The organism is Mesocryomonas lacus (genome assembly GCF_055730135.2).
Genome location: NZ_JBUZWE020000002.1, coordinates 338,809 through 351,071, shown reverse-complemented (window position 1 = coordinate 351,071; position 12,263 = coordinate 338,809). Strand labels below are relative to the sequence as shown.

Annotated in this window: 11 protein-coding genes; 6 read left to right on the top strand and 5 right to left on the bottom strand. The window is 68.8% G+C overall.

From position 1 onward, the window contains the following. The first annotated feature begins 2 nt into the window (after positions 1–2). On the top strand, positions 3–1,043 hold the full coding sequence (lpxK, locus tag ACZLZY_RS04580; protein WP_472932256.1) for a tetraacyldisaccharide 4'-kinase: 1,041 nt from the start codon (positions 3–5) through the stop codon (positions 1,041–1,043). Between the two features lie 33 nt (positions 1,044–1,076). On the opposite strand, the gene ACZLZY_RS04575 is transcribed toward lpxK, so the two are convergent. The 4 genes from ACZLZY_RS04575 to ACZLZY_RS04560 form a co-directional block, all read right to left on the bottom strand. Then, the gene (locus ACZLZY_RS04575; RefSeq protein WP_472932407.1) at positions 1,077–1,316 is read right to left on the bottom strand and encodes a DUF2093 domain-containing protein; all 240 of its coding nucleotides are present in this window, start codon (positions 1,314–1,316) and stop codon (positions 1,077–1,079) included. Positions 1,317–1,478: 162 nt separating this feature from the next. After that, entirely contained in the window at positions 1,479–3,137 is a 1,659-nt protein-coding gene (groL, locus tag ACZLZY_RS04570; protein WP_472932255.1) for a chaperonin GroEL, read from the bottom strand. A gap of 82 nt (positions 3,138–3,219) precedes the next feature. Continuing rightward, positions 3,220–3,516: a co-chaperone GroES gene (gene groES, locus ACZLZY_RS04565; protein ID WP_188849147.1), complete on the bottom strand. Its 297-nt coding sequence runs from the start codon at positions 3,514–3,516 to the stop codon at positions 3,220–3,222. A 212-nt stretch (positions 3,517–3,728) separates the two neighbouring features. Further along, a complete protein-coding gene (locus ACZLZY_RS04560) occupies positions 3,729–3,938 on the bottom strand; it encodes a hypothetical protein (protein WP_472932254.1) in 210 nt (69 codons plus the stop codon). Here ACZLZY_RS04560 and ACZLZY_RS04555 point away from each other — a divergent pair. The 4 genes from ACZLZY_RS04555 (at position 3,937) to ACZLZY_RS04540 (ending at position 9,804) form a co-directional block, all read left to right on the top strand. Further along, the gene (locus tag ACZLZY_RS04555) at positions 3,937–4,773 is read left to right on the top strand and encodes a TIGR01459 family HAD-type hydrolase (protein WP_472932253.1); all 837 of its coding nucleotides are present in this window, start codon (positions 3,937–3,939) and stop codon (positions 4,771–4,773) included. The genes ACZLZY_RS04560 and ACZLZY_RS04555 overlap by 2 nt on opposite strands. Further along, positions 4,770–5,741 (top strand): bifunctional riboflavin kinase/FAD synthetase, encoded by a 972-nt coding sequence (locus ACZLZY_RS04550; RefSeq protein ID WP_472932252.1) that lies wholly within the window; start codon positions 4,770–4,772, stop codon positions 5,739–5,741. The genes ACZLZY_RS04555 and ACZLZY_RS04550 overlap by 4 nt, the downstream gene beginning before the upstream one ends. A 202-nt stretch (positions 5,742–5,943) precedes the next feature. Beyond that, positions 5,944–8,922 (top strand): isoleucine--tRNA ligase, encoded by a 2,979-nt coding sequence (gene ileS / locus ACZLZY_RS04545; RefSeq protein WP_472932251.1) that lies wholly within the window; start codon positions 5,944–5,946, stop codon positions 8,920–8,922. 204 nt (positions 8,923–9,126) lie between these two features. Next, positions 9,127–9,804, top strand: coding sequence for a hypothetical protein (locus ACZLZY_RS04540; protein WP_472932250.1), 678 nt, complete (start codon positions 9,127–9,129; stop codon positions 9,802–9,804). Positions 9,805–9,846: 42 nt separating this feature from the next. On the opposite strand, the gene ACZLZY_RS04535 is transcribed toward ACZLZY_RS04540, so the two are convergent. Then, on the bottom strand, positions 9,847–10,296 hold the full coding sequence (locus ACZLZY_RS04535) for a nucleoside deaminase (protein WP_472932249.1): 450 nt from the start codon (positions 10,294–10,296) through the stop codon (positions 9,847–9,849). Between the two features lie 218 nt (positions 10,297–10,514). Between ACZLZY_RS04535 and ACZLZY_RS04530 the strand changes: the two genes are divergently transcribed. Beyond that, positions 10,515–12,263: a pseudouridine synthase gene (locus ACZLZY_RS04530; protein WP_472932405.1), complete on the top strand. Its 1,749-nt coding sequence runs from the start codon at positions 10,515–10,517 to the stop codon at positions 12,261–12,263.

The following is a 12,263-nucleotide window of genomic DNA, read 5'->3' as shown; positions in this document are numbered from 1 at the left end:
CTGTGAGAGGCGGTTCGGCGCCGGGCTTCTGGTGGCGCCCTTCCTCGCTGACGGCCCGGCTGCTCTCCCCCGTCGCCGCTGTCTACGGCGCCATTGCCGGCCGCACGCTCGATCGGGGCGAACGCGCCGAGACCGGGCTTCCCGTCCTCTGCATCGGAAACTTCACCGCCGGCGGCGGCGGCAAGACGCCGACGGCCCTGGCGCTCGGGGCTGCGGCGCTCGCGGCGGGACGGCGACCGGGCTTCCTGTCGCGCGGTCACGGCGGGCGGCTGGGTGGGCCGCTGCTGGTGGACCCGTCCCGGCACACGGCGGCCGATGTCGGCGACGAGCCGATGCTGCTCGCGGGCCTTGCCCCCACCGCCATCGCCGTCGACCGCAAGCAAGGGGCCCGTCTTCTCCGGGAGGCAGGCTGCGACCTCATCCTGATGGACGACGGATTCCAGTCGGCCCGGCTGCGCACGGATCTCGCGCTGCTGGTGATCGATGCCGGCCGCGGCCTCGGCAATGGACGGGTGATCCCCGCGGGCCCGCTGCGCGCGCCGCTCGGCGTGCAGCTGCGCCACGCTGATGCCCTCCTCGTCATCGGCGACGGGCTGGCCGGCGCAGCGGCACTGCTGCGGCTCGCCCCATCCGGCAAGCCCGTGTTTCGCGCCACGCTGGTGCCGGAGGCGCCGGAGCGGCTTGCGGGACGCCGGTTCCTCGCCTTTGCCGGCATTGCCGATCCCGGCAAGTTCTACCGAAGCCTCGAAAACCTCGGGGCGATCGTCGCCGAGACACGCGACTTCCCCGACCACCACGACTTTACCACCGCCGAGCTGCAGGCGCTCGACGCAGCGGCCGTTCGCGGCGGTCTGACGCTCGTCACCACACGCAAGGACGCCGCGCGCCTCGCGGGGGGCGGGGCCGAAGCCCGTGCCTTGCTTGAACGTATCGAAATCCTGGACATCCGGCTGGTGTTCACCGACGACGCCGCACCAGGACAATTCGTCGGCGCGGCGCTGGACGCCTTCGCACGGCGCCAGGCTGGCTCATCTCCTGGATAAGGCGTCGGCCCCGGCGACCGGCGCATTCGCGGCTCAGCGGGCTGCGGCAGCTCTCTTGGCGAGCACCGGGTTCGCCTCGATCTCGCGCTTCAGCGAGGCAGCCGGCGAGGCATAGGCCTCCTGCCGGGCGACGCTCCAATAGCGCAGCATGTCGAGCGGGATCGCCTCGGACGTCACGGCGCAGCGCACGTAGGCGCCGGGCTTCAGAATCTCGAAGTCGCCGTCGAGGTAGCGGATTTTGGCCTCGCCGGCGCTTTCCATGCGGTTCATCATCGGTCGGGCCTTCACCAATTCGTTTTCCCGGTGAACCATCCAACGGGGCGACAAGTCAACCTTGTCCCCGCAAGCGGCCGCCGGACGTAGAAAGGGCTCGCCATCGCTGGCGAGCCCTCTGAGGTAGATGACCGTCAGGTCTTCTAGAGAAGCCGAGGCTTCTTAGAAGTCCATGCCGCCCATGCCGCCGCCCATGCCGCCCATGCCACCTGGCATGCCGCCGCCGCCATTGCCGCCGTCACGCTTCGGAGCTTCCGAAATCATGGCCTCGGTGGTGACGAGCAGACCGGCGACCGAAGCCGCGTCCTGCAGAGCCGAACGAACAACCTTGACCGGGTCGACGATGCCCATCTGGATCATGTCGCCATATTCGCCGGTCGCGGCGTTGTAGCCGAAGGTGACCGAGGAGTTGTCGAGGATCTTTCCGACGACGATCGAGCCTTCTTCACCGGCGTTGGTGACGATCTGGCGAAGCGGAGCCTGGAGGGCGCGGCGCACGATGGTGATGCCGGCTTCCTGGTCCTGGTTGTTGCCCTGGATGGTCAGCGCGTTGGAAGCGCGCAGGAGGGCGACGCCGCCACCGGCCACGATGCCTTCTTCGACGGCCGCACGGGTCGCGTTGAGGGCGTCGTCGACGCGGTCCTTCTTTTCCTTGACTTCGACTTCCGTCGCGCCGCCGACGCGGATGACCGCGACGCCACCGGCGAGCTTGGCCAGACGCTCCTGCAGCTTCTCGCGGTCGTAGTCCGAGGTGGTCTCCTCGATCTGCTGCTTGATCTGCGCGACGCGGGCCTGGATCTCTTCGCTGGCGCCGGCGCCGTCGACGATCGTGGTGTTCTCCTTGGTGATGGAGACCTTCTTGGCGCGGCCGAGCATGTCGAGGGTGACGGTCTCAAGCTTGATGCCGATGTCCTCGGAGATGACCTGGCCACCTGTGAGGGTCGCGATGTCTTCCAGCATGGCCTTGCGGCGATCACCGAAGCCCGGCGCCTTGACGGCGGCGATCTTCAGGCCACCACGGAGCTTGTTGACGACGAGCGTGGCAAGAGCCTCGCCTTCGACGTCTTCCGAGATGATCAGGAGCGGCTTGCCCGACTGCACAACCTGCTCGAGAACCGGGAGCATGGCCTGGAGGTTCGAGAGCTTCTTCTCGTGCAGGAGGATGTAGGGGTCCTCGAGCTCGGCGACCATCTTCTCAGGGTTGGTCACGAAGTACGGGCTGAGGTAGCCGCGGTCGAACTGCATGCCTTCGACGACTTCGAGCTCGGTCTCGGCGGTCTTGGCTTCCTCGACGGTGATGACACCCTCGTTGCCGACCTTCTGCATGGCCGACGCGATCATCGCGCCGATTTCCTTCTCGCCATTGGCGGAGATGGTGCCGACCTGGGCGACTTCGTCCGAGGTCTCGATCTTGCGGGCGGAAGCCTGCAGGGCCTCGACGACCTTGGCGACGGCCATGTCGATGCCGCGCTTGACGTCCATCGGGTTCATGCCGGCGGCAACGGCCTTGCCGCCTTCGCGGACGATGGCCTGGGCGAGAACGGTCGCGGTGGTGGTGCCGTCACCGGCCTTGTCGTTGGTCTTCGAGGCCACTTCGCGCAGCATCTGCGCGCCCATGTTCTCGAACTTGTCCTCGAGCTCGATCTCCTTGGCGACGGAGACGCCGTCCTTGGTGATGCGCGGGGCGCCGAAGGACTTGTCGATGACGACGTTCCGGCCCTTGGGGCCGAGCGTTACCTTGACGGCATCCGCGAGGATGTCGACGCCGCGCAGCATACGTTCGCGGGCGTCACGGCCGAATTTAACTTCTTTGGCAGCCATTGTGATGGTCTCCAGCGGTGGACCCGAGAGCGGGCGGCACCGTGTTGAAAAGGATGTCGATCAGATCAGGGTCGAGCGGCGATCAGCCGACGACGCCCATGATGTCGGACTCTTTCATGATCAGCAGGTCTTCGCCGTTGAGCTTGACCTCGGTGCCCGACCACTTACCGAACAGGATGCGATCGCCGGCCTTGACGTCCAGCGGCTGGATCTTGCCCTGCTCGTCGCGCGCGCCGGCGCCGACGGCGATGATCTCGCCTTCCTGCGGCTTCTCCTTGGCCGTGTCCGGGATGATGATCCCGCCGGCCGTCTTGGTCTCGGACTCGACGCGGCGAACGACGACGCGGTCGTGGAGGGGACGGAAGTTGACAGTTGCCATGATCGTTGGACCTTCAGCTGGGGGAAGCGAAGCCCGAAAGGCATCCGCTTCGAGAATGTTGGCACTCACCAAGGGAGAGTGCTAGCGAGCCGGAGATAGGGCCTGAGGGAGCCGTTTGTCAAGTCCACGTGATGGAAGCGAGCTTTGGTTCGCAGTGCGAAAACGCGGAGCTGGGCAATCGTGGATGCCCAAAGGCGAAAGCCCGAAGCACACTAGTTGGCGATGGCCAGCAGCTCTGTCCAGAGGGTGCCGACGACGTCCGACGCCACGGTTAACGGCATCGGCAGCGCCCTGTTCCGCTGAGGCGATTGCAAGGCGTGACGATGACAACCCTCACGCTGCGACAGCGCGGCCAGCTTGACCGGAGACGCCGTCCTGCTTATCGCCACGGCAGCAGCGCGGCAGGCAAGCAGGATCGACATGGAACTCCAGGCTATCACCGGGCTCGATGCGGTCGCATCCGGCTATGACGCCCTCTTCTGCGACGTGTGGGGCGTGGTGCACGACGGCGAGAAGAAGTCCCCGGGCGCCGAGGCGGCGCTGCTGGCCGCAAGACGGACGGGGCGAAAAGTGATCCTCCTCACCAACTCGCCACGGCCGAACGAGGGCGTCGCCGCCCAGCTCGACACGCTCGGCGTGACACGCGAGGCCTATGACCGGATCGTCACCTCCGGCGACGTGACCCGCGTCCTGATCGCCGCCGCCGGCACGAAACTCTTCCACCTCGGCCCCGCCCGCGACCGCGACCTGTTCGTCGGCTTGCCGATCGAACTGGTGGCGGAAGAGGAAGCAGAGGCGGTGATCGCCACCGGCCTGTTTAACGACGAGGCGGAGACGCCGGCGGACTATGCCGACCTTCTCGCCCGGCTGAACGGGCGCAAGCTGCCGATGATCTGCGCCAATCCCGACATCGTCGTCCACCGCGGCGACCGGCTGATCTGGTGCGCCGGGGCGCTCGCCCGCGACTATGCAGCGCTCGGCGGCGAGGTCCGGATGGCCGGCAAGCCCTATGCCGCGATCTATGCGGTGGCCGCCGAAGCGGCCGGCGTCACCGATCCCCGCCGCGTGCTGTGCATCGGCGACGGCCTCAACACCGACATCCGGGGCGCCGTCGGCTACGGCGCCGATGCGCTGCTGGTGGTCGGAGGGATCCACGGCGAGGAGCTCGGCGGCGCCGGCGTCGCGCCCGAGGCGCTGGCGACGGCTTTGGCCGAGCAGGACCTCTCGGCCCGCTATTTCATGTACGCGCTCGGATGATCCAACGGCTTCACGATCCCGCCGACCTGCCGGAGACGCTGCGCCACGGCGTCGTGGCGATCGGCAATTTCGACGGCGTCCACCGCGGCCACCAGTCGGTGCTGGCGGCCGCCCGCGACGAGGCCGCGCGGCGGCACGTGCCGCTGGTCTGCCTGACCTTCGAGCCGCACCCGCGCAGCCTGTTCCAGCCCGATCACCCGGTGCCGCGGCTGACGCCGGCGCCGATGAAGGCGCGCCTTCTCGGCGCGCTCGGCTTCGATGCCGTGGTGGAGCACCCCTTCGACTGGACCGTCGCCGCGCTCTCGGCGGAGGCCTTCGTGCAGGAGGTCCTCGTCGGAGCTCTCGCGGCAAAGCACGTCGTCGTCGGCTTCGACTTCCAGTTCGGCGCCAAGCGGCTCGGCACCCCCGCCTTCCTCGCCGGCGCCGGCGCCGTGCACGGTTTCGGCGTCACCGTGGTCGAGGCGCTGAACGATGCGGCGGGCGACGTCGTCTCCTCCAGCCGCATCCGCACCGCGCTGTCGCACGGCCACGTCGACGCCGCGGCAGCGCTGCTCGGCTACCGCTGGACGATCGAGGCCGAAGTGACCGGCGGCGCCAAGATCGGCCGCACGCTCGGCTATCCCACCGCCAACATGGCGTTCGAAAGGGACGATATCCTCGCCCACGGCATCTATGCCGTCCGCTTCCGGCGGGAAGACGGCACGCTCTACGACGGCGTCGCGAGCTATGGCCGCCGCCCGACCTTCGACAACGGCGCGGCGCTGTTCGAGACCTTCCTGTTCGACTTCTCCGGCGATCTCTACGGCGAGACCGCCGAGGTCTCGCTCTTCGCCTTCCTGCGCGGCGAGGAGAAGTTCGACTCGGTCGAGGCGCTGGTGGCACAGATGGACCGCGACACCGCCGAGGCCCGCCGGCTGCTGGCCTCAGCGACACCCCTGTCGCCCTTCGACACGGCCATCGCCTTCTAATTCCGCTTTATACGCGCGGCGCGTATTGCTAGAGAGGCGGCATGATCCGGCTTCCGCTCCTGCGAATTATCCGCCCGGCCCCGCGCGCGCTCTGAGCGCTCTGGGGACCGGGACGCGACTGCCCGCCGCAGGCCCTTCAGCCGCGACGCTCTCCCCTTGACGCGATGCGCCGCCTTCCGGCCCGCGAACCGAAAAGACCGACATGAGCGACACCGCCACCACCGACTATTCCAAGACGCTGTTCCTGCCCGAGACCGAGTTTCCGATGCGCGCGGGCCTGCCGCAGCGCGAGCCGGAATGGATCGCCCGCTGGGATTCAGAGAACCTCTACAAGGCGCTGCGCGAGGATGCCGCCGGCCGACCGAAATACGTGCTGCACGACGGCCCGCCCTATGCCAACGGCAACCTCCACATCGGCCATGCGCTGAACAAGATCCTGAAGGACGTCATCACCCGCTCGTTCCAGATGCGCGGTTTCGACGCCAATTACGTGCCGGGCTGGGACTGCCACGGCCTGCCGATCGAGTGGAAGATCGAGGAGGCCTACCGCGCCAAGGGCAAGAACAAGGACGAGGTCCCGGTCAACGAGTTCCGCCAGGAATGCCGCGAGTTCGCGGCGCACTGGGTCGGCGTGCAGTCGGCCGAATTCCGCCGCCTCGGCGTCGAGGGCGATTTTGCCGACCCGTATTTGACGATGAACTTCGAGGCCGAGTCGGTGATCGCCGGCGAGCTCTTGAAGTTCGCCACCTCCGGCCAGCTCTACCGTGGCTCGAAGCCGATCATGTGGTCGGTGGTCGAGAAGACGGCGCTCGCCGAGGCCGAGATCGAGTACGAGGATTACGAGAGCGACACGGTCTGGGTGAAGTTCCCGGTTCGGCTCGTCGCACGCGATGGCGCGACGTTGTCGGACCTTCTGCCGGCGTCCGTCGTGATCTGGACGACCACGCCCTGGACCATGCCCGGCAACCGCGCCGTCGCCTATTCCGACCGCGTCGCCTACGGCCTCTACGAGGTGACCGCGCCGGATGACGCCGAGGCGCCGCGCTGGGCGAATTTCGGCGAGAAGCTGATCCTGGCCGACGCTCTCGCCGCCGACGTCTTCGCCAAGGCGCGCGTGCCGGAGGGCGGATTCACTCGCCTCGCCGACGTCTCGGCCGCCGACCTCGCTGGCCTGATGCTCATCCATCCGCTGGAGGCCCTTGGCTACACCTTCCCCGTTCCGCTGCTCGAAGGCGACCATGTGACCGACGAGGCGGGCACCGGTTTCGTGCACACCGCGCCGAGCCATGGCCGCGAGGATTTCGACGTCTGGACGTCGAGCCGCAAGCTGCTGGAGCAGCGTGGCATCGACACCGCCATCCCGTTCACCGTCGACGATGACGGCTTCTACACCAAGGATGTGCCGGGTTTTGGGCCCGACGCGCCGGAGGGCCCGGCCCGGGTCATCGACGACAAGGGCAAGAAGGGCGACGCCAATGCTCGCATCATCGCCGCGCTGATCTCCGCGGGGCGGCTGCTCGCGCGCGGCCGGCTGAAGCATTCCTATCCGCATTCCTGGCGCTCCAAGAAGCCGGTGATCTTCCGCAACACGCCGCAGTGGTTCGTGTCGATGGACAAGGAGCTGCAAGGTTACGGCCTGCGCGAAGGCCAGCTCGCCGAGACCGACACGCTGCGTGGTCGCGCTCTGAAGGCGATCGAGGAGACGCGCTTCGTGCCGGCTTCGGGCCAGAACCGGCTGCGCGGCATGATCGAGGGTCGGCCGGACTGGGTTCTGTCCCGCCAGCGCGCCTGGGGCGTGCCGATCGCCGTCTTCGTCGACGAGGAGGGCAAGATCCTCAAGGACAAGGCGGTCAACGAGCGGATTCTCGCGGCCTTCGCCGCAGAAGGGGCGGACGCCTGGTTTGCCGAGGGCGCCAAGGAGCGCTTCCTCGGCAACGAGCATGACGGCACCCAGTGGAAGATGGTCACCGACATCCTCGACGTCTGGTTCGATTCTGGCTCGACCCACGCCTTCTGCCTGGAGAAGCGGCCGGACCTCAAATGGCCCGCCGATCTCTACCTCGAAGGCTCCGACCAGCACCGCGGCTGGTTCCACTCGTCCTTGCTGGAATCCTGCGGCACCCGCGGCCGGGCGCCCTATGACGCGGTGCTGACGCACGGCTTCGTCATGGACGAGGAAGGGCGCAAGATGTCGAAGTCGCTCGGCAACGTCGTCACACCGCAGGAGGTGATCAAGCAGTCCGGCGCCGACATTCTCCGGCTCTGGGTGGTCTCCTCCGACTATTCGGAGGACCTGCGGCTCGGCAAGACGATCCTGCAGACCAACATCGATGCCTACCGCAAGCTGCGCAACACCATGCGCTGGATGCTCGGCACGCTCGCGCACGACACCGGCGAGACGGTGGCGCCGGCGGACATGCCGGAGCTCGAGCGGCTGATGCTGCACCGGATCGCCGAACTCGACCGCGTGGTGCGCAAGGGTTACGACGACTTCGACTTCAAGCGCGTCAGCCGTGCGCTCGTCGACTTCATGACGGTGGAGCTGTCCGCCTTCTACTTCGACATCCGCAAGGACGCGCTCTACTGCGACGCGCCGTCCTCGCCGCGCCGGCATGCGGCGATCCAGGTGGTGCGCGAACTCTTCGACCACCTCGTCACCTGGCTCGCGCCCATGCTGCCCTTCACCATGGAGGAGGCCTGGCTGTCGCGCCATCCGGAGAGCCGCTCGGTGCATCTCGAACAGTTCCGCACCGTCGATCCGGCCTGGCTCGACGAGGCGCTGGCGACGCGCTGGCAGAAGGTCAAGCGGTTGCGCCGGGTCGTCACCGGCGCGCTGGAGGAGGAGCGGCGGGCCAAGCGCATCGGCTCCTCGCTGGAGGCAGCGCCGACCGTCCACATCGAGGATGCCGGCCTGCGAGCGCTCGCCGAAGAGCTGGACTTTGCCGAGATCGCGATCACCAGCGGCATTGTGATCGCCGCGTTCCCGGCGCCCACCGGCGCCTTCGCGCTCGCCGACACGCCGGGGGTCGCGGTGGTGCCGGGCCTTGCCGAGGGGCAGAAATGCGCCCGCTCGTGGAAGATCACCCGGGACGTCGGCGACGATGCCGAGTTTCCGGAGGTATCGGCCCGCGATGCAGCGGCGCTGCGCGAACTGAAGGCGCTCGGCCGGCTGGCGGTCTGAGGCGGCAAAGCGGGGACATGCGAAAGATTGGCGGGGACATCCGGAACAAATCTGCGGTTCCCGCCGCGCCACCAGCCGCTTTCTTGCCTCAGCCTTGCGCTTGCCGTAGAACTCGCCCGACAATCGACAGAATTCAATGAGCATGGCTGGGCGCGATCCGGGGATCTCGGTCGCGGGGAATTCGGCAAGGGGGCCGACACGACGATGAAGCTTCGAGAGATTCGCGCCGCCAGCACGATCGCCGTCAGCCTTGCGGCCCTCGGCCTCGCCGGCTGCATGGGACCGACCTACGGAACGGGCAAGTCGGCCGGCGCGCAGATGGTCTCCGATCTCGACGGCATGCTGACGCTCGGCTCCTCGAACAAGGAGCCGATCTCCTATAATCCGCGTGCGGAGCTGGTGAAGCCGAAGGACACGTCGATCCTGCCGCCGCCGCGCGACGGCGTAAGCGCCGAGAACGATCCGAACTGGCCCGAATCGCCGGAAGTGCGGAGCGCCCGGATCAAGGCCGCGGCCGACGCCCGCGACACCGGCGGTGCGGTGAGCGCCGACGTGATGGTTTCCCGCAAGGAAGGCATCACTGAGGAACAGATCGCCGCCAACACCTATGGCACCGACCGCCTGAGCAGTGAGCGCGGCCGCACGACGCTGAGCCCGGACGAGCTGAACTCCGGCCGCGAGGCGTTCAAGAAGCGTCTGCAGGAGAGCAAGCAAGGCAACCCGACCCAGCGCAAGTATCTCAGCGAACCGCCGGTCGCCTATCGCCAGCCCGCCGCCAGCGCCCCCGTCGGCGATCCCGGCGTCGACGAGAAGGTGAAGGAAGCCAAGCTGAACAAGAAGAAGGGTTTCGGCGAGACCTTGCGCGGCATCCTGCCGTTCTAGGCCGTCCCGCCCGCCCGGGATCGATTGCGCTTTTCGGGCGGATCAGTCCCGGCGGGCCTGGAAGAAGTCGCGCAGGATGACGGCCGCCTCGCTCTCGGCGATGCCGGCGTAGACTTCTGGCGCATGGTGGCACGTCGGCTGCGCGAAGAAGCGGCCGCCGTGCTCGACGCCGCCGCCTTTCGGATCGTTTGCGGCGAAATAGAGCCGCCGGATCCGCGCGAACGAGATCGCCCCGGCGCACATCGCGCAAGGCTCCAGCGTCACGTAGAGATCGCAGCCGGAGAGGCGCTCCTGCCCGAGCGCTTCGGCGGCCGAGCGGATCACCAGCATTTCGGCATGCGCCGTCGGGTCGTTCCGCTCGCGCGTGCGGTTGCCGTCGCGGGCGATGACGGCCTCCCCCGACACCAGGACGGCGCCGACCGGCACCTCGCCCCGCAGGGCGGCGGCGCGGGCCTCCTCCAGCGCCAAATCCATGTAATTCTCGCGGCCCATGGCCTTCCCCTCGCGCAGCCTCTCGCCGCGCCCGGCCCGACCTGATAAGCACCGGCGAGCAAAAGGCAAAGATCATGACCGACAGACACGACGGCGACGACGCTAAAAAAGGTGGAACGCGCGGGGACAAGCCCGCCGGCGAGAAGCGCGTGTTCAAGCCGCGCCCGCTCGGCGACGCGCCGGCCCGCAAGGTCTACCCCAAGAGCTTCGACACCGAGATGCCGGGAGCAGCACCCGCCGGTGCCCGCGGCGACAAGCGCGAGGCGCGCGGCGACAAGCCGGACCGCAAGCCCCGCGACGATGCCCGCGCCCCGTCCCGGACGGCGTCGACGTCGGACGAGCCGGCCGGCTCGATGCGCATCGCCAAGCGCCTTGCCCGCGCCGGCGTTGCCTCGCGCCGCGACGCCGAGGGCATGATCGCCGACGGCCGCGTCAAGCTGAACGGCAAGATCCTCGACACTCCGGCGGTCACCGTCACCGGCCGCGACAAGATCGAAATCGACAACCAGCCGCTGGCGCCGATCGAGCGCACCCGGCTCTGGCTCTACCACAAGCCTTCCGGCCTCGTGACCACCAACCGCGACCCGGAAGGCCGGCCGACCGTGTTCGACCGCCTGCCGGAAGACCTGCCGCGGGTGCTCTCGGTCGGGCGGCTCGACATTACCACCGAGGGCCTGCTGCTCCTCACCAATGACGGTGGCTTGGCCCGCATCCTTGAGCTGCCGGCGACCGGCTGGCTCCGCCGCTACCGCGTCCGCGCGCACGGCACGGTGACGCAGGCCCAACTCGACGAATTGCGCCAGGGCGTCGCCATCGACGGCGTGTTCTACGGCGCCGTCGAAGCGACGCTGGATTCCGAGAAGGGCGCCAATGTCTGGCTGACGCTCGGCCTGCGCGAAGGCAAGAACCGCGAGGTTAAGCGCATCCTCGGCCATCTCGGCCTCGACGTGAACCGGCTGATCCGCATCTCCTTCGGCCCGTTCCAGCTTGCCGACATGCCGGAAGGCTCGGTGCGCGAGATCAACGGCCGCATGCTGCGCGACCAGCTCGGCGACCGGCTGATCGAGGAGGCCGGCGCCGATTTCGACGCGCCGATCATCACCACCTTCACCAATGCCGTGGTGCAGGCCGAAAAGGTCGAGGCGCCGAAGGTCAAGAGCGAGTGGGTCTCGGCCACCACCGAACGCCCGAACCGGCGCAAGTTCGGCGACGCCAAGCGCACCGACGCGCTCGGCCGTCTCGACACCAAGCCGCCGCGGCCGGGTGCCCGCGACGACCGCAGCAAGAGTGACCGGCCGGACCGGCCCCGCGAGGACCGCAGCGATCGTCCGCGCACCGGTGACCGCCCGGAACGTTCGGACCGTTCGCGGGACGACCGTCCGCGTGGTGGCAGCGACCGCGAGGAGCGCACCGGCGGCGACACGGCGATGAAGACCCCGATGGGCCCGCGCCGCCACGCCAATGTCTGGACCGCACCTGGCGCCCGGCCGGTCGGCGAGAAGAAGCTCGCCGCCCGCGAGGAGCGCGCCAAGGGCCGCGACCGTCCCCGGCCGAGCGTCGGCGCCGACAAGCCGACCGGCGATCGTCCCCAACGTCCTGCCGGCGATCGGCCCGCCCGGCCGGCCGGCAGTCGCCCCGGCCTTGGCGAACGGCCATCGGCCCGCCCGGCCGGCGAACGCCCGAGCTATGGCAAGCCGCGCGAGGAAAGTGGCGAGCGTCCTGCCCGCAGCGGTGCCCCTTCGCGTTTCGGCGACCGCAACAAGACGCCCGGCGACGCTCGCAGTTCGGCCCCGCGGGGCGACCGCAGCGACGCCCCCCGGACCCCACGCAGTGATGGCCCTGCCCGCGGACCCTCCCGCGGTGATGGACCACGGGGCGGTGATGCTCCGCGTGGGGCGCCACGGGGCGGCCCCGGCGGCGGCAACGGCAAGGGCCCCGGCGGGCCGAAGCGCGGACCTCGGAGCTAG

Excerpts from the sequence above, each read along its gene's own strand:
- ACZLZY_RS04535 (WP_472932249.1), bottom strand. The coding sequence starts at position 10,296 with ATGGGCCGCGAGAATTACATGGATTTGGCGCTGGAGGAGGCCCGCGCC.
- ACZLZY_RS04555 (WP_472932253.1), top strand. The coding sequence starts at position 3,937 with ATGGAACTCCAGGCTATCACCGGGCTCGATGCGGTCGCATCCGGCTAT.
- ACZLZY_RS04575 (WP_472932407.1), bottom strand. The coding sequence starts at position 1,316 with ATGATGAACCGCATGGAAAGCGCCGGCGAGGCCAAAATCCGCTACCTC.
- groL (WP_472932255.1), bottom strand. The coding sequence starts at position 3,137 with ATGGCTGCCAAAGAAGTTAAATTCGGCCGTGACGCCCGCGAACGTATG.
- ACZLZY_RS04560 (WP_472932254.1), bottom strand. The coding sequence starts at position 3,938 with ATGTCGATCCTGCTTGCCTGCCGCGCTGCTGCCGTGGCGATAAGCAGG.
- ACZLZY_RS04540 (WP_472932250.1), top strand. The coding sequence starts at position 9,127 with ATGAAGCTTCGAGAGATTCGCGCCGCCAGCACGATCGCCGTCAGCCTT.
- ACZLZY_RS04550 (WP_472932252.1), top strand. The coding sequence starts at position 4,770 with ATGATCCAACGGCTTCACGATCCCGCCGACCTGCCGGAGACGCTGCGC.
- ileS (WP_472932251.1), top strand. The coding sequence starts at position 5,944 with ATGAGCGACACCGCCACCACCGACTATTCCAAGACGCTGTTCCTGCCC.
- groES (WP_188849147.1), bottom strand. The coding sequence starts at position 3,516 with ATGGCAACTGTCAACTTCCGTCCCCTCCACGACCGCGTCGTCGTTCGC.
- ACZLZY_RS04530 (WP_472932405.1), top strand. The coding sequence starts at position 10,515 with ATGCCGGGAGCAGCACCCGCCGGTGCCCGCGGCGACAAGCGCGAGGCG.